General features: G+C 33.7%; 20 protein-coding genes, 1 tRNA gene and 2 pseudogenes. 6 read left to right on the top strand and 17 right to left on the bottom strand.

Annotated elements, in window-relative coordinates; genetic code table 11:
* Positions 1 to 12 precede the first annotated feature (12 nt).
* From HUB92_RS04145 to HUB92_RS04130, 4 genes and pseudogenes are all read right to left on the bottom strand, one after another.
* A protein-coding gene (locus tag HUB92_RS04145) for an IS5 family transposase (protein WP_410543339.1) occupies positions 13 to 779 on the bottom strand; the annotation gives its coding sequence in 2 pieces (ribosomal slippage) (positions 13 to 452 and positions 452 to 779; 768 coding nt in all).
* A gap of 62 nt (positions 780 to 841) precedes the next feature.
* Positions 842 to 2,158 (bottom strand): annotated as a pseudogene (locus HUB92_RS04140) (hypothetical protein); the annotation flags it as partial.
* Between the two features lie 52 nt (positions 2,159 to 2,210).
* On the bottom strand, positions 2,211 to 3,107 hold the full coding sequence (locus HUB92_RS04135) for a cation diffusion facilitator family transporter (RefSeq protein ID WP_006280506.1): 897 nt from the start codon (positions 3,105 to 3,107) through the stop codon (positions 2,211 to 2,213).
* Positions 3,108 to 3,133: 26 nt separating this feature from the next.
* Positions 3,134 to 3,206: transfer RNA gene (locus tag HUB92_RS04130), tRNA-Val, on the bottom strand.
* 250 nt (positions 3,207 to 3,456) lie between these two features.
* Here HUB92_RS04130 and HUB92_RS04125 point away from each other — a divergent pair.
* Positions 3,457 to 5,280 carry a collagenase gene (locus HUB92_RS04125; RefSeq protein WP_244663036.1) on the top strand — a complete coding sequence of 608 codons (1,824 nt, stop codon included), beginning with the start codon at positions 3,457 to 3,459 and terminating at the stop codon, positions 5,278 to 5,280.
* Here the strand turns inward: HUB92_RS04125 and HUB92_RS04120 are convergent.
* From HUB92_RS04120 to HUB92_RS04080, 8 genes and pseudogenes are all read right to left on the bottom strand, one after another.
* A complete protein-coding gene (locus tag HUB92_RS04120) occupies positions 5,237 to 6,187 on the bottom strand; it encodes an IS481 family transposase (protein WP_209472420.1) in 951 nt (316 codons plus the stop codon). The two genes, HUB92_RS04125 and HUB92_RS04120, sit on opposite strands and share 44 nt — an antisense overlap.
* On the bottom strand, positions 6,109 to 6,375 hold the full coding sequence (locus HUB92_RS04115) for a hypothetical protein (protein WP_209472477.1): 267 nt from the start codon (positions 6,373 to 6,375) through the stop codon (positions 6,109 to 6,111). Before HUB92_RS04115 ends, HUB92_RS04120 begins: the two co-directional genes overlap by 79 nt.
* Positions 6,341 to 7,618 carry a serine hydroxymethyltransferase gene (gene glyA, locus HUB92_RS04110; RefSeq protein WP_209472475.1) on the bottom strand — a complete coding sequence of 426 codons (1,278 nt, stop codon included), beginning with the start codon at positions 7,616 to 7,618 and terminating at the stop codon, positions 6,341 to 6,343. The genes HUB92_RS04115 and glyA overlap by 35 nt, the downstream gene beginning before the upstream one ends.
* Before the next feature lie 40 nt (positions 7,619 to 7,658).
* Positions 7,659 to 9,066 (bottom strand): annotated as a pseudogene (locus tag HUB92_RS07120) (MFS transporter).
* 135 nt (positions 9,067 to 9,201) lie between these two features.
* Positions 9,202 to 10,431 carry an MFS transporter gene (locus tag HUB92_RS04095; protein ID WP_010962993.1) on the bottom strand — a complete coding sequence of 410 codons (1,230 nt, stop codon included), beginning with the start codon at positions 10,429 to 10,431 and terminating at the stop codon, positions 9,202 to 9,204.
* A 75-nt stretch (positions 10,432 to 10,506) separates the two neighbouring features.
* Positions 10,507 to 10,884: a hypothetical protein gene (locus HUB92_RS04090; RefSeq protein WP_010082010.1), complete on the bottom strand. Its 378-nt coding sequence runs from the start codon at positions 10,882 to 10,884 to the stop codon at positions 10,507 to 10,509.
* 108 nt (positions 10,885 to 10,992) lie between these two features.
* A protein-coding gene (locus HUB92_RS04085; protein ID WP_410543339.1) for an IS5 family transposase occupies positions 10,993 to 11,759 on the bottom strand; the annotation gives its coding sequence in 2 pieces (ribosomal slippage) (positions 10,993 to 11,432 and positions 11,432 to 11,759; 768 coding nt in all).
* Positions 11,760 to 11,801: 42 nt separating this feature from the next.
* A complete protein-coding gene (locus tag HUB92_RS04080; RefSeq protein WP_244663035.1) occupies positions 11,802 to 12,575 on the bottom strand; it encodes an MFS transporter in 774 nt (257 codons plus the stop codon).
* A 488-nt stretch (positions 12,576 to 13,063) separates the two neighbouring features.
* Here HUB92_RS04080 and HUB92_RS04075 point away from each other — a divergent pair, with 488 nt between their 5' ends.
* Complete coding sequence (locus HUB92_RS04075; protein WP_006280043.1) at positions 13,064 to 13,552, top strand: hypothetical protein; 489 nt, start codon at positions 13,064 to 13,066, stop codon at positions 13,550 to 13,552.
* Between the two features lie 45 nt (positions 13,553 to 13,597).
* Here the strand turns inward: HUB92_RS04075 and HUB92_RS04070 are convergent, their stop codons facing one another.
* Positions 13,598 to 14,791, bottom strand: coding sequence for a pyridoxal phosphate-dependent aminotransferase (locus HUB92_RS04070; protein WP_209472471.1), 1,194 nt, complete (start codon positions 14,789 to 14,791; stop codon positions 13,598 to 13,600).
* A 68-nt stretch (positions 14,792 to 14,859) separates the two neighbouring features.
* Positions 14,860 to 15,876, bottom strand: a complete 1,017-nt coding sequence (hemE, locus tag HUB92_RS04065; RefSeq protein WP_209472469.1) for a uroporphyrinogen decarboxylase — start codon at positions 15,874 to 15,876, stop codon at positions 14,860 to 14,862.
* A 402-nt stretch (positions 15,877 to 16,278) separates the two neighbouring features.
* Between hemE and HUB92_RS04060 the strand changes: the two genes are divergently transcribed.
* Positions 16,279 to 17,097: a transporter associated domain-containing protein gene (locus tag HUB92_RS04060; protein WP_209472468.1), complete on the top strand. Its 819-nt coding sequence runs from the start codon at positions 16,279 to 16,281 to the stop codon at positions 17,095 to 17,097.
* A gap of 66 nt (positions 17,098 to 17,163) precedes the next feature.
* Here HUB92_RS04060 and HUB92_RS04055 read toward each other — a convergent pair whose 3' ends face one another.
* Positions 17,164 to 17,442: a hypothetical protein gene (locus tag HUB92_RS04055; protein WP_410543340.1), complete on the bottom strand. Its 279-nt coding sequence runs from the start codon at positions 17,440 to 17,442 to the stop codon at positions 17,164 to 17,166.
* Between the two features lie 80 nt (positions 17,443 to 17,522).
* Entirely contained in the window at positions 17,523 to 17,816 is a 294-nt protein-coding gene (locus HUB92_RS04050; protein ID WP_006280049.1) for a hypothetical protein, read from the bottom strand.
* A 133-nt stretch (positions 17,817 to 17,949) separates the two neighbouring features.
* Here HUB92_RS04050 and purM point away from each other — a divergent pair, with 133 nt between their 5' ends.
* Positions 17,950 to 18,987 carry a phosphoribosylformylglycinamidine cyclo-ligase gene (purM, locus tag HUB92_RS04045; protein ID WP_007549277.1) on the top strand — a complete coding sequence of 346 codons (1,038 nt, stop codon included), beginning with the start codon at positions 17,950 to 17,952 and terminating at the stop codon, positions 18,985 to 18,987.
* On the opposite strand, the gene purC is transcribed toward purM, so the two are convergent.
* Positions 18,984 to 19,706 carry a phosphoribosylaminoimidazolesuccinocarboxamide synthase gene (gene purC, locus HUB92_RS04040; protein ID WP_010081959.1) on the bottom strand — a complete coding sequence of 241 codons (723 nt, stop codon included), beginning with the start codon at positions 19,704 to 19,706 and terminating at the stop codon, positions 18,984 to 18,986. The two genes, purM and purC, sit on opposite strands and share 4 nt — an antisense overlap.
* Before the next feature lie 74 nt (positions 19,707 to 19,780).
* Between purC and trmD the strand changes: the two genes are divergently transcribed.
* Both trmD and rplS read left to right on the top strand, forming a co-directional pair.
* Complete coding sequence (gene trmD / locus HUB92_RS04035; RefSeq protein WP_007549279.1) at positions 19,781 to 20,491, top strand: tRNA (guanosine(37)-N1)-methyltransferase TrmD; 711 nt, start codon at positions 19,781 to 19,783, stop codon at positions 20,489 to 20,491.
* Complete coding sequence (gene rplS, locus HUB92_RS04030) at positions 20,475 to 20,852, top strand: 50S ribosomal protein L19 (RefSeq protein ID WP_006279489.1); 378 nt, start codon at positions 20,475 to 20,477, stop codon at positions 20,850 to 20,852. The genes trmD and rplS overlap by 17 nt, the downstream gene beginning before the upstream one ends.
* Position 20,853: the final 1 nt, after the last annotated feature.

Below are 20,853 nucleotides of genomic sequence, written 5' to 3'. Positions count from 1 at the left end.
TCTTGAAAGGAACTAAGCAGCTAATTTAGCAAGCATAATAGTAATCATATTAAAGGAGATATTAGTTTTTGAAGTAAGAGGAGAATGCTCATAATCCTTGCTCATACGTCTAAAATTGGAAAGCCAAGCAAAAGTTCTTTCAACAATCCACCGTTTAGGAATAACTTGAAATCCTACAGCATCAGCTGCTTTTTTAGTAATCGTCAATAAACATCCTGTTTTCAATAAACAGTAATTTTGCAATTTACCAATATATCCCTGATCAGCGAGAAACCTTTGTAGCGTTGAAGCTTTTCGTTTAGCTTGAGTAAAAAGATTTAGAGCACCATCACGATCTTGAATGCCTGCACTATGAACATCAGCTGTAATAATTAGGCCTATTGTATCCACAATGATGTGACGTTTTCTACCCTTTATTTTCTTGCCAGCATCATATCCTCTGGATCCCCTTTTTGAGTGGTTTTCACTGATTGACTGTCAATTATTCCTACCGAAGGTATTTCATTTTTGCCAACCATTTTTCTTACCTTTTTTACTAACATATCGTGTATTTCTTCCAATTTGCCACTATTACGCCACCTGAGAAAATAATCATACACCGTTTTCCATGGCGGAAAATCTTTTGGCAGCATTCTCCACTGGCAACCACCTTTCATTATGTATCTTATTGCATTAATAATTGTTCTAATATTGTGCTTTCTTGGCCGTCCTACTGCACCTTGTGCAACACTTGGCTCCAAAATTTCCCATTCTTTGTCACTTATATCACTTGGATACATTTTTACCTACTATTTTTTACTTATCTCATCATATTCTCTTTCTCATTTCTTTTCAAGACAGGCTCTAAGAATACTTTTTTTCCGATGTTTTCGAGTAAACTTTCTTGGTCATCTAAATCATGCTCCTGCAGTTTATTTCTCATGTGCTGAACCAGCTCACAACATTGTAATTTATTTAACTTTATAGAGCTAATATTTTTCATTAACGTCAGCACAATTTGTTCACTATATTGAGAAGTAATACTCAATAATTTTCTCATTAAAGGAATACTTACTTCTGAAATAAAATCATCAACTATTTTTTGACTTTCATCGTCTTCATAACCATTTTGAACGTCATACCAAGCCTTAAGAATTTCTTTATTGTTTTTCTTGTTTTTTAACCTGTCTAACATAAACTCACGTGCTTTATTTTGTGCTTCTGAGAGCAACATTTCCCTTGGGGGAGTAAATCTAATTTCTGGATCAGGATGAATACCCTCTAGCGTGCTTAACATTCTATAGATAATACCGGTGAAGCAAGTGTTAGGAATTCGCTCTTTTCTAGAGAAAGTTTGGCTATCAATTAAATTAGAAATCAATGCATCCTTTTTACTCTTAACGGCTTCTCCGTCTCCATCATTGCAAGCCCTTAAAACTAAAAGCAGAACCTGCCCACCTGTAAAGCCGGAGCTATGCTTTTGATCATCTTTGCAAAAGTCATCTAAAAATGCAATTACTCTTCCTTTATCCTCATCACTAAACTCATATGAATTGTTTATATATCCAATGAATTGAATATATTCATCATTTTTGATTACGTCTTCAGGTACTTGTTCACTATACTTACCTTTTAATTTATCAATATTTTTAATGATATCATCATTTAATTGATGGGGCAGTAAATGTTCAAGCTTAACATCAAAACTATTAACCATACCACGTAAATTCTCTTTTATACCTTCCAAAAAGAAATTTATAGAAGCTTTAAGCAGCGTAAATGGGTTAAAATCTTTTGGCCTTAGTTCACTCTGCAATAAAATTAATAGCATTGTAAGTGGTATAGTTCCCAGTAACGAAATAAGCAAGAAAGTGGTAGTGAAAGTTAGATATGTTATGAAAGCAGAAAACAAGAGGAAGGCTGCTACCTTGATTGTATTGTTTTTAAAAAATATTTCCCAATATTCCCTTTTGCTCATTTTTTGCTGTTTTGCCGTTTTTATTTCTTTGTAGATATAAAGAGTTTTAATTTCAGACCTGAAGAACATAGTACCAAGAGAAAAAAGAACATTAACAGGATTAGTGATAATGCTTAACGAGACAAAAGCTCCAAAGTAGCTAACAAATTTTAGCTTACTAGAATCCTTTGAAGGAAATTGTATTTGAGAAATACCTATCATAGCTTACCTTCAACATCATTACACTCTAGTAATAGCATAATAATTTAAAACGTCAATGTTTAAGTATCTTATTATCCGCACACTCATCGTATTCGATCTCGACTGTAGAGTGTGCTATCTCGAACTTATCTAGCAATATTTTTTTTATTTCATATAAAACATTGGTGTGCTGCACATTTTGCTTTATTTTAGCATGCATGGTAATTATAAAATAATTATCAGACAGCGACCATGTATGTATGTGGTGCACATCTATCACTTCAGGTAATTCTGATGTGATCTTACTTTTTATCTCTTCAGCAGATATACCCTCAGGCGTACCTTCAAGGAGTATATGGCAAGAATTTTTGAGAATTTTATAGCCGCTATTTAGAATTATCACACTAACAAATACTGATAAGATTGGATCTACTATTTGCCATCCAGTAAGCATGATAATTATAGATGCAAGTATAGCAGCTACAGAACCTAAAATATCTCCTATAACGTGTAGTACAGCACTTTTTATGTTTATATTGCTCTCGCATTTACTATGTAATATAAAAAAGACTATTATGTTAGAGACAAGACCGAGTGTAGCAATTATTAACATTACTTTCCACTCAACATTGACTGGAAAAATAAACCTCTTTATTGACTCAATTATAATGATTACTGCAATGAGGAATAGAGTTAAACCATTAACAAATGCTGCAATTATCTGCAACCGATGATATCCGTATGATCTCTGCAAATCGGATTTCTTAGCTGAAAACCTATGTGCTAACCAGCTTAAAACCAAGGCAAAGAGGTCAGTGAGCATATGCCCTGCATCTGATAATAGAGCAAGCGAATGTGAAATTATTCCACCTACTATTTCCATAAACATTGTTATCGCAACTATTATTATGGAATAGATTAAGCGCTTGGACTGCGCTGCTGAGTGTTTACCGTTATGCACTGCTGTCATATAAAATCTTTTCATAAACAAAAACGTGGGTAACACTGGGTTCGAACCAGCGACCGCTTGCACGTCAAGCAAGTGCTCTACCAACTGAGCTAATTACCCATCGTGGTTTTAGTATAGTGCTTTGGTGGAATGAAAGTCAATAAACCACTTTGCTTTTGTCCTTGTCCAATGTGATTCCGGAATATAGCTGTATAGAATTTCAGCCATATTCTAAATTTTACATATTAAGTTAACTATCTATACTTTATTTATTAAGATATAAATTATATTAATACAGGGATTTACGTTTTTTTTAGGGAAATTACTTTATGCTTGATATTGAAAGATCAGCAAATTAGAGGTTAAAATTATGACAATTAGTCAACAAGTAAATAAAAATATAACTAAAGCAGAATATTTCAACAATAACGGCAAAGGGTTTAATTCGCCACATGTTATAGAAGTTGAAGATTTAAATATTAAAGTAGAGGTTTATTCTCACAATTTAAGAGCAAGTAAAGTTGCTAACATTGAAAGTGAGATAAGAGAAACAGCTACTAATTTTAAAAACGCATTCGAGTTAGAACGCGGCAGTTCAGAACAAACATTTAAAATTTACATGTTTGATGACAAGGATGATTACACTCACCTTGGCGGAAGCGAGCGTTTCGGTTCTTACCTTGGAGACGAAGGTGGTAAATGTTACTACAAAGGGAAAGCTGACGTTTTTGCTGAAATGTACGTCTACCAGCAAGGTGGCATTCATAACCTTCAGCATGAATTTGCACATGGTTTAACTTACTTGGCTACAGGAGGCAAATCTTTACCTACAGTATTAATGGAAGGAATTGCAGACTACTTTGAGCATCATTCAGATCATAAATTCAATTCTCAAGGATCAAGTATCGACAAAACTGAAGCTGCAAATTTGGATTTAGATAAAATTTTAAGTTTAGAATACTCAAAGGACAGCGAAGCAAATAGCTTGGTTTATAAAACAGGTCATGCGTTGATAATGTACTTACAGGAAAAAGATCCTAGTTTATTAAGAGACTACCTAGATGCTTTACGTCAAGGTAACTCAGATGAGTCAAAAAGTTTCTTGAAAGACATAAAAGGACACGATACTGACTTCAAAAGTTGGCTTGCTGAGAATGATACAGAAACTGCAATGGAACATCTCAACGCTTTGCAAGTTACAAAAGGAGATTTCATAGCAATTGGTCAAGAAATAGTGGGTGGAGAAATTAAAAACGTATCCTACTATAAAGCAAATATAGAAAAAATGGATGGAGAAAACGTTGGAAGTTTTTCTCCTGTAGAACACGTTGCATTTTATGATGTTGCTCGTGCTATAAATAGGGCAACAAATGATACACTTGATATATCAAAGGAATATCATTTCCTCAAGGTAGTAAAAACTTCCGATGGACAGGATAAACTAACTTACTCTGACCAACAAGGTAATGAATATCGAAACAGTCAAGAGTATAAAAATCAGGCTTTAAGGATATTATCAAAATATGATACAGAAATTAAGAATCAGGTAGATGAATTTGATAATTTGAATAAAGAACGTGGTGAAATGTATCAAAAATATCATAAAGGAGAGATTACTATTGAAGAGTTACGTAATGAGGAAAATACAAAATACAGACCAGCATTTTTAAAGTTTGATCAACTAAAAAACAAAGCTGTTGATAAGATTGAAAATAATTCCCAAGCAGCAAAAATATTAGATGGGCTGGTCAATATCGATCCAAACTTAATCAGAGGTACTCATATTGATCTACAAGAAGGTAAGATTTTTTCTATGCAAGCTCATGGTCAAGGAGATATGGGTGCACTGTCTATATATGACGGAAATACAAAGCTTGGAGAATTATTGAGCGAATCAGGATTTTTTAAGCAAGTTGAAGGCCAAACTAAAGAAACTTTCGTTTTTGAGGATATATTACACAACTTAAATGTTTCATACGAAGGTGGTGCTTACATGGCAGTTACAAAAGAAAACGGTCATTATAAAGCTTCCCTAATAGATGGCAGAACAGTTGAACGTGATGAATACTTTGATGAGGCGCATTTACATGAAAATGAATTGTTGCATCCTAGCACTGGACACATCCAAAAAGATTTAGATTCTCTGCTCCTTAGATGTATGGTCCCAGAGTGTGATGGTGTGGATTTAGTATAAATAATTCTGGAGACTGTGTCCACTGATAACATATAAATTCATAAGGAGTAAGACCCTTAAGAGTTTTGAGTCTCTTTGCATAATTATAAGCCATAACAAAGTTATAAAGGTGTTCTTTAAGTTGCTGGTGCGATTGATAGTAATACTTCTTAACTGTAGCATCCTTTAAAGTTTTATTCATACGCTCGACTTGCCCATTCGTCCAAGGATGGCTAACTTTTGTCAAACGATGTTCAATAACATTCCCTTCGCAAACTCTATCAAATATATGTTGGAAAGCATACTTATGACGCTTCTGGTTTGTAAATTGTATACCGTTATCTGTCAAAATAGTATGGATTTTATACGGTAAAATTCTAATCAAATTACGTAAGAACTCAGCAGCTATGGGTTTTGTAGCACTGTTACGCAACTCAACATAGGTAAATTTGGATGTCCTATCAATAGCAACAAACAAATGTAATTTGCCCTCCTCAGTTCTAACTTCAGCAATATCAATATGAAAGTAACCGATAGGATATTGTTTGAATTTCTTTTTTGACTTAACTTCTCCATCAACAGTTGGTAATCTGCTAATGTTGTGTCTTTGTAAACAACGATGCAAGCTAGAGCGAGTCAAATGCGGAATTGTAGACTGCAGAGCGTAAAGGCAATCATCTAGTGGCAGTAGTGTATACTTGCGAAATGTAACTATTATAGCTTCCTCTTCTAGCGTTAAAACAGTCGATCTTGGACGCTTTGGACCCATATCAGCATCTTTCGTAAATGAACGTTTTCTCCACTTAATAATAGTTTTTGGATTAAGGTTATAATGCTTGGAGAGTTTTGCTATGCTCTCTTTTCTATTTTGTATTGCTCTACGAATCGTCTGTGTTGTTTTGGCGCACCCATGCAATATTTGTCCCATAACTCCTCCTTTGATGGTATTTTTTTCTCATATTTTATCATACCATCACACTCTGGGACTGTACATACCTTCAGTTTCATGATAAGAGGGCTGGCGAAGGGTGTCAAGTAAGTTTTTTCGTTTCTACCAGCTACTTGGATGACACCACATAAATTAATAAATAGGAAAATTACTACAAATCCTTTCAACTTTAGCTTTTACTGCTTTTTCGACACTTGAGCTATTTCCGCTGATTAATCCTTGAATTACTTCATTTATTAGACCAGCTATCTCTTTAAAATTTTCTGCCTCAAGTCCGCGTGTTGTCTCAGCAGCGGTGCCAAAACGGAGCCCTGAAGTGATGGTCGGCTTTGCTGTATCAAATGGTACAGAGTTTTTATTACAGGTAATACCGGCTCTCTCAAGGCTATCTACAACGTCTTTTCCAGTTAATTTCTGCGATCTTAAGTCAACTAGCACTATATGAGAGTCAGTGCCACCGGTTATAATGTCAAGTCCATGCTTTTGCAATTCTTGAGCCAGCACTTTCGCATTTTCCACGACTTTCTTGCTATAAGTCTTAAACTCTGGTGCTAATGCTTCTTTAAATGCAACAGCTTTTGCAGCTATCACATGCATAAGTGGCCCGCCCTGCAATCCTGGAAAAACTGCGGATTGAATTTTTTTGTGTAATGCTTCATCATTGGTCATCACTATTCCACCACGAGGACCACGCAAAGTTTTGTGAGTCGTGGAAGTCATAACATGTGCATATTCAGCAGGGGATGGATATTCGCCCGCTGCAATAAGCCCTGCATAGTGAGCAATGTCTGCAAGCAAATAAGCACCAACTTTATCTGCAATCTCGCGAAAGCGTTTGAAGTCCATTTTTCTTGGATAAGCAGAAGCACCAGCTATGATCAATTTAGGTTTATGCTCCAGCGCCAGCTTTTCTATCTCATCCATATCCAGCAAGTAAGTGTCTTTATTCACTGTATATTGAATTGACTTAAACCATTTACCAGAAAGGCTTGGTGCCGCACCATGAGTTAGATGCCCACCGCAACTCAGTGATAATCCAAGTATTGTATCGCCTGGAGTAAGCAGTGAAGCAAATACCGCCTGGTTTGCCTGAGAACCAGAATGAGGTTGAACGTTTGCAAATTTAACACCAAACAACTTACAAAGTCTTTCTATAGCCAGACTTTCAATTTTGTCCACATGCTCACAACCACAGTAATATCTTTTACCTGGATAACCTTCTGCGTATTTATTAGTCAGAAAAGAGCCTTGTGCCTCCATTACCGCTTTGCTTGCAAAATTTTCTGATGCAATTAATTGCAATTGTGATTTTTGGCGTTGTAATTCTTTTTCTATAGACTGATAAACCTCGTTATCAAAAGACTTTAAACTATTTTTAGAGCCACAGATTTTTTTTAAAACACTCATCATAGATCAAACCTCGCTTTAATTTTAAGATGCACAAGCAATTTTAAGACTGCTTATCCTGCTTTTTTAACCATAAGAGCCCAAAAACAGCTATCAGCAAACATACAGGAATAATAGATGTTGCTTTTATCAGCAATTCAGCACTATACACAGGATTTCCTTGTATCACTGTCCTATCCCAACACAAATCTATTATTTTTGCGATCCCAGTGTGAAAAAAATAGCCAAAAACCATGACTATCATATTTGACACAGCTGTAGTTAATCCTATTAAGTTATTATTTACATAACTTAATGCTTTGTACAGTGTTACTATTTGATATCCAGAAGCGAAACCTATAACAAGAAGTGCAGGCAATACAATATACAATCCGCCAGCCTGTGTAAAAAGTAAAAGGAAACTAGCAATCATTGCAAAGGAACAGACAATAATAACTTCATAATGTCTATTTGGATATTTTTCTAATATGTGAGCAAAAGAGAGCAATCCAGCTGCAAATCCTACATATATAACAGAAGAAATTGAAGACGCTAGATCACCGGCCATTTGATATACCTCACATAAAAAAGCTTTTGTCCAAGCATCAGCAAAACCTTCTAGTGGACCTACCATTAAGCCACCAAAAAAACTAATTAGTTGGATATTTTTCTAATATGTGAGCAAAAGAGAGCAATCCAGCTGCAAATCCTACATATATAACAGAAGAAATTGAAGACGCTAGATCACCGGCCATTTGATACACCTCACATAAAAAAGCTTTTGTCCAAGCATCAGCAAAACCTTCTAGTGGACCTACCATTAAGCCACCAAAAAAACTAATTAGAATGATATATTTATTGAAAAGCACAGTTTTTAGATCCTTCATGCTAATTTTTTCTTTTCGAAAGTCGTAAGCATTGTAAGGAATAACTAAAAATAAAGATAAAGCGAGTAAGAAACCAAACCCTGAAAGAATATAAATTACGTAATTCCAACCAAACTCATCAAGCAAAAGTTCTATTGGTAGACCACCATATATTGCCCCTAATAGCCCTATAATAACAGATATGCTTGCCATTTTTGCTGATTTTTCTCGCGGAAAATACATACTGGCAACTTTAAATACTCCTATTACTGACGCAGACGAGCCAATCCCAACAATTATTCTACCTAATACTGAATAATACCACTCATCAAAGCACACAAGAGGTAATGTTCCAATAGATACCAAGACAGCACAAATAGGTAAAACAATTTTTGGACCGAATCTATCAAAACAAAGACCAACAGGGATATGAACTAGTGTAAATCCCACATAGTAGAGACCATTAAATTGCCCTAAATCTGCAATGCTTATATTAAATTTTGTTATTAATACAGGCGCAATTATGTTTGGCATGACACGTAACACATACTGGTATGCATAGAGAAGAGATACTATCAACCATACAAAAAAATTACTTTTCGACATACCTACCACCTAATAAAACCCAATTACAATTAAAACAAAAATATCAAAGTAAAATAAAGTATTATATTTCATAATAACAAGAGCCTTAAATTAGTACATCTAACGATTTTATCATACGAGCCTTCGATAAATTATCTACTTATTACAATCAACTTCTCTAAAATCTTTATTTTTTAACCATAAGAGCCCAAAAACAGCCACCAGCAAACATACAGGAATAACTGATGTTGCTTTTATCAGCAATTCAGCACCATACACAGGATTTCCTTGTATTATTGTTCTATCCCAACACAAATCTACTATTTTTGCGATCCCAGTGTGAAAAAAATAGCCAAAAACCATAACTATCATGTTTGACACAGCTGTAGCCAGGCCTACTAAGTTATTATTTACATAACTTATCGCTTTGTAAATGGTAACCACCTGATATCCAGATGTGAAGCCAATAATAAAAAGCGTAGGTAATACAACATACAAGCCACCAATCTGAGTAAAAAGCAAAAGAAAACTAGCGATCATTGCAAATGAGCATGCAATTATTACTTCATAATGCTTATTTTTATATTTTTCCAATAAATAAGCCAAAGAGAATGATCCTGTTAACATTCCTATCAATATTACGGAAGAGAGAGAAGATGCCAAGTCTTCATTCATTTTATATACTTCAAAAAAGAATGCTTTCACCCAACCATCGGCAAAACCTTGCATTGGACCGACCATGAGTCCACCAAAAAAGCTAATTAGAATAATATGCTTGTTGAAAAGTATGTTTTTTAAGTCTCTAATGCTAACTTTTTCCTGTTGAGCATTGCTTTCAGGCGTTACTAAGAACAGCAACAGAGCAAGTAAACACCCAAATGCTGAGAATGTATAGATAACATAATTCCAGCCAAATTTATCGAGTAAGAAGTCTAAAGGTAACCCGCCACATATCCCTCCCAAAATTCCTATAATTATAGATAAGCTGGCCATTCTTGCTGATTTTTCTTGCGCAAAATACATGCTTGCAACTTTAAAGATTCCAATTGCCGAAGCGGATGACCCAATTCCCACAATTATTCTTCCAATTATTGAATAACTCCACTCATCAAAGCATATAAGCGGTAGTGTTCCGGTAAATGTCAAAACGGTACAAGCAGGTAAAACAAACTTTGGTCCAAATCTATCAAGGAAAAGACCAATAGGTATATGAGCTAGCGTATAGCCTACATAGTATAACCCACCAAACTGGCCAACATCTGCAATACTTATGTTAAATTTTGTTATTAATTCAGGCGCAATTATGTTTGGAATTACGCGTAATATATATTGGTATGCATAAAACAGTGACGTCAACAACCAGATTAAAAAATTCCTCTGCAACATGAATCTCAGCTAAAATTTAGGATTATAGATACTTTAGTTATAAAAAACAATACTATATTAATCATCTAAATCTGCTTAGCTCTTTTTACAGCTTATAACTTTAAGTAACCAAAAGCCTATCATTCCTATTAGTAGGCATATAGGTATTATTAACATAGACTTAACCATTACATCAGTTCCATAAAATGGCTTTCCATCGATAATTTCACCGTTCCAATAAAAATTCATTATATTTGCAATAATGACGTGAAAAAAATAACCAAAACTCATAACTATGGAATTACCTACAGATCCTGCACTTGCTACTGCTTCGTTTTTTACACAACTTACAACTTTAGCAGTAAAAACAATTTGGTATGCAGAAGCAAGACCAATAATGAATAGTAATATACATGCCAGGAGTTCACTAATATTGCATATAAAAAGTAATAAGAACACAATTATCATGGCCATAGCACAAGAAATTATTATTTCATAGTGCTTGGTTGGATTTTTTGCTAATATGTAAGGAAGTAATAAATGCCCAAAGCCAAAGCCTATTAGAACCTGTCTTGAAAGGAACTAAGCAGCTAATTTAGCAAGCATAATAGTAATCATATTAAAGGAGATATTAGTTTTTGAAGTAAGAGGAGAATGCTCATAATCCTTGCTCATACGTCTAAAATTGGAAAGCCAAGCAAAAGTTCTTTCAACAATCCACCGTTTAGGAATAACTTGAAATCCTACAGCATCAGCTGCTTTTTTAGTAATCGTCAATAAACATCCTGTTTTCAATAAACAGTAATTTTGCAATTTACCAATATATCCCTGATCAGCGAGAAACCTTTGTAGCGTTGAAGCTTTTCGTTTAGCTTGAGTAAAAAGATTTAGAGCACCATCACGATCTTGAATGCCTGCACTATGAACATCAGCTGTAATAATTAGGCCTATTGTATCCACAATGATGTGACGTTTTCTACCCTTTATTTTCTTGCCAGCATCATATCCTCTGGATCCCCTTTTTGAGTGGTTTTCACTGATTGACTGTCAATTATTCCTACCGAAGGTATTTCATTTTTGCCAACCATTTTTCTTACCTTTTTTACTAACATATCGTGTATTTCTTCCAATTTGCCACTATTACGCCACCTGAGAAAATAATCATACACCGTTTTCCATGGCGGAAAATCTTTTGGCAGCATTCTCCACTGGCAACCACCTTTCATTATGTATCTTATTGCATTAATAATTGTTCTAATATTGTGCTTTCTTGGCCGTCCTACTGCACCTTGTGCAACACTTGGCTCCAAAATTTCCCATTCTTTGTCACTTATATCACTTGGATACATTTTTACCTACTATTTTTTACTTATCTCATCATATTCTCTTTCTCATTTCTTTTCAAGACAGGCTCTTAGTATCCATTTTGAAATGCTATATGCAATGTGTCTATCTATAGCGTACATCTCATGCAAGAATGTTGCGGACCACGCATCTGCAAAGCCTTCTAATGGTCCAACCATAAAACCGCCAAACAAACCTATCAATAAAATATCTTTATTAAATATAACTTTGCTTAAATTTTTAATATTTAATTCTTCGTCTGAGGTGCCAACTTTAGGTATAGATATAAAGGTAGTTAAAGCAAGCAATAATCCAAGCATTATACACACAGTAAATAAATAATCCCACCCAAACTTATCAAGTAAGACATGTAATGGTTTGGTGGCAAATACACCACCTGAAATGCCAATAATAACCGATATGCTGAACATCATGGCAAATTTTTCTCTATGGTAATAGATTCTTATTATTTTAAAGAGTCCAAGTACTGAAGCAGAGGATCCAATACCAGTAATTATTCTTCCAATAATAGAATAACTCCAATCATTAGAACTGACTAAAGGTAAAGCACCTAAAGATGTTAATGCAATACAAATCGGTATAACAACTTTAGAACCAAATCTATCTAAAAGAATACCTACAGGAATATGTGCTAACACATAACCTACATAATACAGTCCACAAAATTGTCCTATTTCTGTTGTTCCTATATTAAACCTTACTACCAATTCAGGAATTATAATATTTGGAATTACGCGTAATATATATTGGTATGCATAAAACAGTGACGCCAACAACCAGATTAAAAAATTCCTCTGCAATACTTTACCCCAAAGCTAGCATTATAGATACTCTGTTTATAGAAAACAATATTTTTATGAATACTTATTTTAATTTACCGGAATTTTACACAGTTGAACTCATAGCCAACATAAGTAGTTTATGCATTAACTAAATTTTCCAGGTTCAAGTTTGGATGATGGAAAAAGTTCACTTTTTCTATTTTTAAAAGAGACCTTTTATTTTACTTATAATTTTTTCTACCATATCTACAACTGGCTCATGAATAAGGTATATGAAAAAAATTACACCACAAATGATAAGTATATTTATGATTTTACCCTTATTCATCTTTATCTTGAGCTTCACTTTTGTTACAAGATCCATTTTATTTATGTTTTTATTTCATGCTGACAATTATATCTTAAATACCATAATTTTCAGTAAAATTTGACTTCAGAAGTATTCTATTAATTCAATATTAACCTTTTTATGTGTAAAATAGTTAATATAATATTAAAGCAGGCTGATGAATATAAGCACGATAGATAATACGCTGCAAAATTACATAACAAAATACATTGAACAAACATTCGCTACACACGTGCTAGGCAATAGATACGACAAATTGTATAGGAAACTTCTAAGTGGTATAGAAGAGATAATAAAGCTTGCTGTAAATGAAGCAAAACACTACGATGAAAATTTAGAAGATCTATATAACGATTCAAGATTTAATAAGAAATTTATTCAAGCTGTTGCTAAACATCAGGTGTCGGAATTTTTAAATACTTATCCGAAAAGAAAAGAAATTGTTGCAGAATTTTACAATGAACATCACATTAACGAAAGTGATTTAAAGACTCTGGAAAAGGGGAAAGATTTAGTAAATAAAATAAATAACATTAACTTACTGCAACAAAATGAAAAAAATGAGGAATTCAATATTAGAAAGACACTTGCTCAATCAATAAAAATGCCTTCCATAGAAAAACACAAGTTAGAACATTCAAAATAACCTTGGCGAAGTATGGCAAAATATACAACTTATGGATAGTCTATTTCATTTTAACTCCTGGCACGCTTTAGTAATACTATCACATCCAATTTCTAATTGTTCCTGAGAGGTTGCATAAGAAATTCTGATAAAATTTTCTAGACCAAATGCAATTCCTGGAACCACAGCAACCAAATGATCTCCCAGTAAGTATTCAGTAAAATCTAAATCATTATTTATTATCTTACCACTTTTTGTGCTTTTACTGAGCAATCCTTCACATGAGACAAATAAATAAAACGCACCTTGTGGAACAGACGCTGATAATCCCGGGGCAGAATTTAGCTCTTTCACCATAAAATCTCTACGACTCTTAAAAATCCTTGTTCTTTCTTTCAAAAAACTATGATCACCTTTTAATGCTGCTGCTGCTGCTGCTTGTGCTATCGAATTTGGATTAGAAGTGCTTTGAGACTGCAGCGTAGAGATAGCTTTTACCACATCACTTCTACCTGCAATATACCCTATTCTCCAGCCTGTCATTGCATAGGCTTTTGATACTCCATTGACTACAAAAACTCTATCATAAAGCTTCGGCTCAACCTGAGCGATAGTAAAAAACTTTTCGTCGTATATTATATGCTCATAAATATCATCTGTAACGACATTCATATGTGGATATTCAAGCAATATTTGTGCTATGTCTTTCAATTCATCACATGTGTACACAGCTCCTGCAGGGTTGTTCGGTGAGTTAAGAATTAACCATTTAGTTTTTTTAGTTATCCTGCTTTTCAATAATTCCGCTGTCAGTTTAAAATTTTGTTTGCATTCTACTACAACTGGCAAGCCGCCAAAAAGACTTACCATATCAACATATGAAACCCAATAAGGAGCTGGAATAATAACTTCATCTCCAGAGTTAATTGTTGCCATGAACAAATTGAATAACACCTGCTTAGCACCTGTACCAACACAGATTTGGTTAAGCGTGTACTCGAGGTTATTATCCTTTCTTAACTTATTAATTATTGCTTCTTTCAGCTCACGCGTTCCATCAACAGCAGTATATTTAGTCTTACCTTCACTTATTGCTTGAATAGCTGCTTTTTTTATATGATCTGGAGTATCAAAATCCGGTTCTCCTGCAGCTAAAACACAGATCTTTTTTCCTTCATTTTTCAACTTATTTGCCTTATCAGTTACAGCAATCGTAGGTGATGGTTTTATTAGGGACATTTTTTTTGCAAGGTCTGACATATCTTACTGAAGCTAAATTCAAATGATAAACCCCGTACAACAAAAAAGCTAGAATTTTGTGTATTGTATTAGTAGCTTTTTACCAGGTTTACCAATGCAGCAATATTTTCAACTGGAGTATCAGGGAGTACTCCATGTCCGAGATTAAATATGAAGGGTAAATCTCTAAAGCAATCTATTATACGTTTTGCTTCTTTGATTGCTTCCGTTTTATTATAGGCTAAAAGATTAGGATCAAGGTTTCCTTGTAGAGGGATGTTTAGATTTGCTTTCGCCCATTTTATTGGAACATTATAATCTATACTTACTGCAGATACACCTGTTTGTTCGCAGTAATCTTTATAAAGATTTCCAGCAGACCTTGGAAAACCTATTATTGGAAAATCAGAAAATCTATCCTTTATTGCCAAGATAATTCTCTTTGTTGGTTCGATAACATATTCTTTAAACAATGGTTCCGATAACGCACCAGCATTACTGTCAAATAGCTGAATAACATCTGCTCCAAATTCTATCTGTTTAATTAGATAAATAATCGTTACTTCCGTTATTCGTTCAATTATTTCCTTCAAACACGAAGGATAAAAATTTAATACTTTGGAAAAAGTTTTGCTGCTCCTACCTTCTATGATGTATGAGGCTACTGTCCATGGTCCACCAGCAAATCCTATGAGAGATTTTTCTTTTGGTAATTGGCTTCTGACTTTTTTTATAGCATTTAGAATTGGTAAGGTTTTAGTTTCAATTTCTTGTGGACCCTTCAATTCCTTAGGACTTTCCACGGGTTTTATTATTGGACCTACACCGCGTACGAAATTCACGTCACAACCCAAAACATCAGCTATTATTAAAATGTCTGAAAAAATTATCGCCGCATCCATGTCAAATCTTGTCACCGGCTGTAACGTCAATTCTGTCACTAAATCTGTGTTGTAGCATATCTCCATAAAATTATTCATATTTTCTACTGCTTTGCGGTACTCAGGAAGAGACCTGCCAGCCTGACGCATTAGCCAGATAGGCACTCTTCTACCCGGCTCATTTCTCTTAATAATTTTCGTTATTGTTGTTTTGCCGCTTTCCAATCTATTCTATTTATTCTTTTTTATATTAAAGCATAGTAATAATAATAGTTCTATCAATAACTTGTTACTAACTTAAAATTCAGTAAAAATTGGCGTTGTTCAACTTGTGGATAAATATGTGAGTAACTTTCGTATATTATTGATTTTCTGTTATGATTTATGTGTATAAGTAAGGTGTTTAGAGTGTTAGTAATTTTCTTTTATGGAAAATACTTTACCATCATGCATTGTTACACAACTATGTATATGTTGTTGAAAAAGTTGTTGATCAATTGTTGGTATTTTATATCAACAAATAATTCACAAATTAATTTGACATTATTCACATGCTTATTAAACATTTAATAACAGTTTTCTTGATAAATCTAATCTGAAAACGTTTTTGCCATTACAGGGAATAAATTGAGTAAAAAAAGAACCTTAGTAGAAAAAATAGCATATAGAATTTTTCTCTTCCTTTTCAAAAAAGCTTCTGTGTTGAAAAAGTGTGCGACTGAGGCATTAATGAAAGATCTGCCAGACCTTAATATATTTGATGGTCTATTAAAATTCCACGATTGTGGTATAATGGATATAATGACTCCACGTACAGAGATATGCGCAGTAGACATTGAGTCAAGCGAGCGTGAAATAATAAAGAAGATAAAAAACACTTGCCACACTAAAATACCAATTTATAAAAATAACTTTGATAACGTAATAGGCTTTTTTTATGTAAAAGATGTTATTTTTAATAGGGATAAAAATTTTAATCTGAAACATATTATACAAAGCGTAATATTTGTTCCACCCTCGATGAAGACAACTAATCTTTTTGTTAGGATGAACTCTTCTAAATCATGCTTAGCTATCGTATTGGATGAATATGGTGGAACTGATGGTTTAATTTCAATGACTGATCTTATAGAGGAACTAATACCAAACATTGATAGTGAAAACGAAATAAATTCAGAATATACCATTACTGAATTGTCTCAAAATAAGTTTGAAGTATCAGCAAGGGCTCTTATAAAAGATATAGAAGAGGATCTAAAAATAGAATTACGTGACCCTGAAGAAGACTATGTTACACTTGGTGGTTTGATTCTTTCGATTGCTGGTAAAGTGCCTTCTGTAGATGAAGTCATTAAATATAAAAATGGTATGAAGTTTATCATCAAAGATGCAAATGAGCGCTACATTAATAAAATAGTACTAGACTTAAGTGATTACAAAAATTAGATTTGGTACCCCTTGTCGGGGAATGCCTTGACACGAAGAAAAAGTTGTAATAACCAAATATGCAACTCAAGTTATAGTTAAACCTATTTCCAGCAAATTATTTTCGCAAGTATAATGCATTTCAGTGTTATAGTACTCTAATAATAAAGAGGTCATATAGATATTAATATCTTTTGTATTTAAATTAGTGTCATTTTTTTTGATTAATTTGTCTACTAATGATTTGCTTATTGGTTTGTGTTCATTTAGAATTTTTATAGTTAATAGCATTTTATCTTCTGTTTGACTCAGTAAAACAGATACTAGTTCAACTTCCTCCACTGCACTGGCTATAGTTAGCACCATATTAGAAATTATCTTATTTATCTTTTCAATTAAATCTTCCTTATTTTTTGCAGAGTATGCGTCTATTTTCCACGTAAGCTTTACTTTTTTTTTAATAAATAATTTTCGATATTAGATTTGGTCTTATCAAAGCTATAATTATCCATTGAAGAAGAATATGCCTGCTTCATAACTTTATGTTTATATATTAAATCATCGGAGCTTTCTTTAAGAAACAACAACGCTTCCTTCTGCGCATCAGCATCATTCTTATCTATTACTTCAAGCTCTTCTACGCCAAACGTTATTCCATTCATAGAGTTAGCAAAGTCATGAAGCAGCCGTCCTGATAGCAGTTCCGTTATTAACAGTATGTTTTTGGTATTTTCGTTCATTGGATAATTATAAATGATTTAAGTTACCCTATATTGGTAAGTATATAATAGTCAATTAAGAGAAAGTTTCGTTGCACTTTTTATATCAAGGCATTAATATAGTATTAACAATTTTAAAATTTATAAAAGGATTATGAATACTTATACCAGATCAGGAATAGATATTGAACTATATAATAAGTTAATAAAAGAAGTCAAGCCTATTGCTCAAGAAACTACTAGAGAAGAAGTAATCAGCGAAATAGGTTCATTTTCTGCGTTATTTGATTTTGCTGCACTAAGTAAGAAGTATGACCATCCAGTACTCGTTTCCTCAACTGATGGAGTAGGTACGAAACTGTTGATAGCTCAAGAAGTGAATAAACATGATACTATAGGTATAGATTTAGTTGCAATGTGTGTAAATGACTTACTTGCACAAGGAGCAACGCCTTTGTTTTTCCTTGATTACTTTGCAACAGGCGTTTTGACCAAAGATGTTTTATTATCTGTGGTTAAGGGCATTGCAGAGGGGTGCAAGCAAGCTAAAATAGCATTGGTTGGTGGGGAAACTGCAGAAATGCCTGGAATGTATGGTAATAATCACTATGACCTTGCAGGGTTTGTGGTTGGTGTAGTTGATCGAAAGCAAATTCTTCCAAACTGTAGTATGATGAAAGCAGGTGATTATATAGTTGGCTTAGAGTCAAGTGGAATTCACTCAAATGGGTTTTCTTTAGTGCGCCATGTTTTCAAAAGCTTAGGTATAAATTATAACGATACATCTCTATGGAATAATAAATCTTGGAGTGAAATACTACTTGAACCAACAAAAATATATGTTGATTCTTTGCTGCCTATCATGTCACAAGTAAAAGGTATTGCGCACATCACGGGTGGTGGTTTGGTAGACAATATTCCGCGAATTCTTCCAAAAAACTTATTTGCAAACATAGACATTAATTCCTGGAAATGGCCAGATATATTTTTATGGCTAACAAAGGAGGGTAAAATAGAGAAGAAAGAAATGCTAAAAACATTTAATTGTGGTATTGGTATGGTATTGATCGTAAGTTCTGAGAATATGCAAAACGTGAAAAATCATTTCCAAAAACGTGGAGAAAAAATTGAAATTATTGGAAAACTTGATGAGGCATGTAACCCTCCACTTGATAGAGTAGTATTTAGTTAACCTAACTTTACTGACAGTCTTTTTGCAACTTCTAGGTATGCTTCCTTTAAATCTCCTAAATTCAAACGAAAGACATCTTTATCTAGCTTTTTATAAGTATTTTTATCCCATAATCTGCAGTTATCAGGGCTAATTTCATCAGCTAAAACGATTTTAGTACTGTCATTTATTAATCTGCCAAATTCTAACTTGAGATCAACTAAATATATACTTGCATTTGAAAATAGGTGAACTAATATTTCGTTGATTTTTAAAGTTGTAGTTTTAACTTCATCCATTTCTTTGCTAGATAGCCAATCAAAATACAGTATGTGATTTTCACTTACCATTGGGTCGGCTAGGTCATCATTTTTGTAAAAAAAATCGATTATAGGAGATGCAAGCCTCTCACCTTCTTTGATATTAAAACGTTTGCAAAAGCTGCCAGCTGCGACATTTCTAACTACTACCTCAAGAGGTATTATCTTGAGTTTTTTGACTAGCTGTTCTCTTTCGTTTAGAGTTTTTATAAAGTGTGTGCTAATTTCTGCTTTCTCAAGCTTTTCCATGATAAAAGCACTAATATGATTATTAATTATTCCTTTACCATCGATTATTTCATATTTTTCCTTATTGAATGCTGTAACATCATCTTTAAAGTGCTGTATGACAATTGATAAGTCTTCAGTTTCAATAATGGCTTTCGCTTTACCTTCGTATATCGTTTTATTCAGTGACATGTTTAATTTAACTATATATTATATCAATTTACTATTCTTAGAGTATAGCCCCAAATAACTTAAAATAAACCTTAATGGCATTCAATGTTACAATATTAACCATATTCCCAGAAATGTTCCCGGGGTTTTTGAACTATTCTCTTGCCGGAAAAGCGTTAGAAAAAAAAATATGGAACCTTGAAGTAATAAATATTCGTTCTTTTGCGAAAGATAAACATTCAACTGTGGATGATGTTCCATATGGAGGTGGAGCAGGAATGGTTATGCGTTCTGATGTAGTTGGTGATGCAGTAGATAGTATGCTCTCTGTTCATAAAAACACTAAGTTTATTTACATGACTCCATCTGGAACTAAGTTTAATCAGAATATTGCCAGAGAATTATTAGAGTTTCCTCATATAACAATATTGTGTGGTCGATTTGAAGGTATTGACCAAAGGATAATTGATGCGTATACTCCTTATGAGTTAAGTATTGGAGATTATATACTTTCAGGAGGTGAGCCAGCTGCAATGGTGGTTCTTGATGCATGCATTAGACTTCTTCCAGGTGTAGTAAATAATACCGATAGTATTACTGAAGAAAGTTTTAATTATGGTGGTGGTGTACTTGAATATCCTCAATATACTAGACCTGAGCAGTGGAAGGGATATAAAGTACCTGAGGTTTTGTTATCTGGCAATCACAAAAAAATAAGTGATTGGAGGCAGAAGCAGTCTCATGTTATAACAAAAAAGCGTAGGCCTGAATTATTGAGTGGAGAGATAAATGACAAATTTACTTAAAAAATTTAACGAACAGCAAATGCAAGTGTTAGCTAAAGAAATACCAGAATTTCGTCCTGGCGATGATTTGAAGGTCACTTTTAAAGTAGTTGACGGTACAAGTGAACGTATACAGATATTTGAAGGTGTATGTATATCAAAAAGGAACCGCGGGTTACATTCTTCTTTTGCAGTCAGAAAAGTGAGCCATGGAGAAAGTATAGTGTCTCAGTTTTTTGTTTATTCTCCTGCACTGGTTTCAGTGCAAGTGACAAGAAAAGGAAAGGTTCGTAGAGCAAAACTGTATTATCTGTGCAAACTATTTGGAAAAGCTGCAAGGATCAAAGAGCGTACTACTTATGTTAAAAAGAAATCTAAGTAGA

The organism is Wolbachia endosymbiont of Wiebesia pumilae (assembly GCF_017869285.1).
Lineage (GTDB): Bacteria > Pseudomonadota > Alphaproteobacteria > Rickettsiales > Anaplasmataceae > Wolbachia > Wolbachia pipientis.
The sequence above is the reverse complement of the archived record's forward strand: the minus strand, read 5'-3'. Positions and strand labels throughout refer to the sequence as shown.

What these genes read in the sequence shown, in the direction of transcription:
- HUB92_RS04135 (WP_006280506.1), bottom strand. Translation starts at nt 3,107, where the DNA reads ATGACAGCAGTGCATAACGGTAAACACTCAGCAGCGCAGTCCAAGCGC.
- HUB92_RS04125 (WP_244663036.1), top strand. Translation starts at nt 3,457, where the DNA reads ATGACAATTAGTCAACAAGTAAATAAAAATATAACTAAAGCAGAATAT.
- HUB92_RS04120 (WP_209472420.1), bottom strand. Translation starts at nt 6,187, where the DNA reads ATGGGACAAATATTGCATGGGTGCGCCAAAACAACACAGACGATTCGT.
- glyA (WP_209472475.1), bottom strand. Translation starts at nt 7,618, where the DNA reads ATGATGAGTGTTTTAAAAAAAATCTGTGGCTCTAAAAATAGTTTAAAG.
- HUB92_RS04095 (WP_010962993.1), bottom strand. Translation starts at nt 10,431, where the DNA reads ATGTTGCAGAGGAATTTTTTAATCTGGTTGTTGACGTCACTGTTTTAT.
- HUB92_RS04090 (WP_010082010.1), bottom strand. Translation starts at nt 10,884, where the DNA reads ATGGCCATGATAATTGTGTTCTTATTACTTTTTATATGCAATATTAGT.
- HUB92_RS04075 (WP_006280043.1), top strand. Translation starts at nt 13,064, where the DNA reads ATGAATATAAGCACGATAGATAATACGCTGCAAAATTACATAACAAAA.
- HUB92_RS04070 (WP_209472471.1), bottom strand. Translation starts at nt 14,791, where the DNA reads ATGTCAGACCTTGCAAAAAAAATGTCCCTAATAAAACCATCACCTACG.
- HUB92_RS04055 (WP_410543340.1), bottom strand. Translation starts at nt 17,442, where the DNA reads ATGGTGCTAACTATAGCCAGTGCAGTGGAGGAAGTTGAACTAGTATCT.
- HUB92_RS04050 (WP_006280049.1), bottom strand. Translation starts at nt 17,816, where the DNA reads ATGAACGAAAATACCAAAAACATACTGTTAATAACGGAACTGCTATCA.
- purM (WP_007549277.1), top strand. Translation starts at nt 17,950, where the DNA reads ATGAATACTTATACCAGATCAGGAATAGATATTGAACTATATAATAAG.
- purC (WP_010081959.1), bottom strand. Translation starts at nt 19,706, where the DNA reads ATGTCACTGAATAAAACGATATACGAAGGTAAAGCGAAAGCCATTATT.
- trmD (WP_007549279.1), top strand. Translation starts at nt 19,781, where the DNA reads ATGGCATTCAATGTTACAATATTAACCATATTCCCAGAAATGTTCCCG.
- rplS (WP_006279489.1), top strand. Translation starts at nt 20,475, where the DNA reads ATGACAAATTTACTTAAAAAATTTAACGAACAGCAAATGCAAGTGTTA.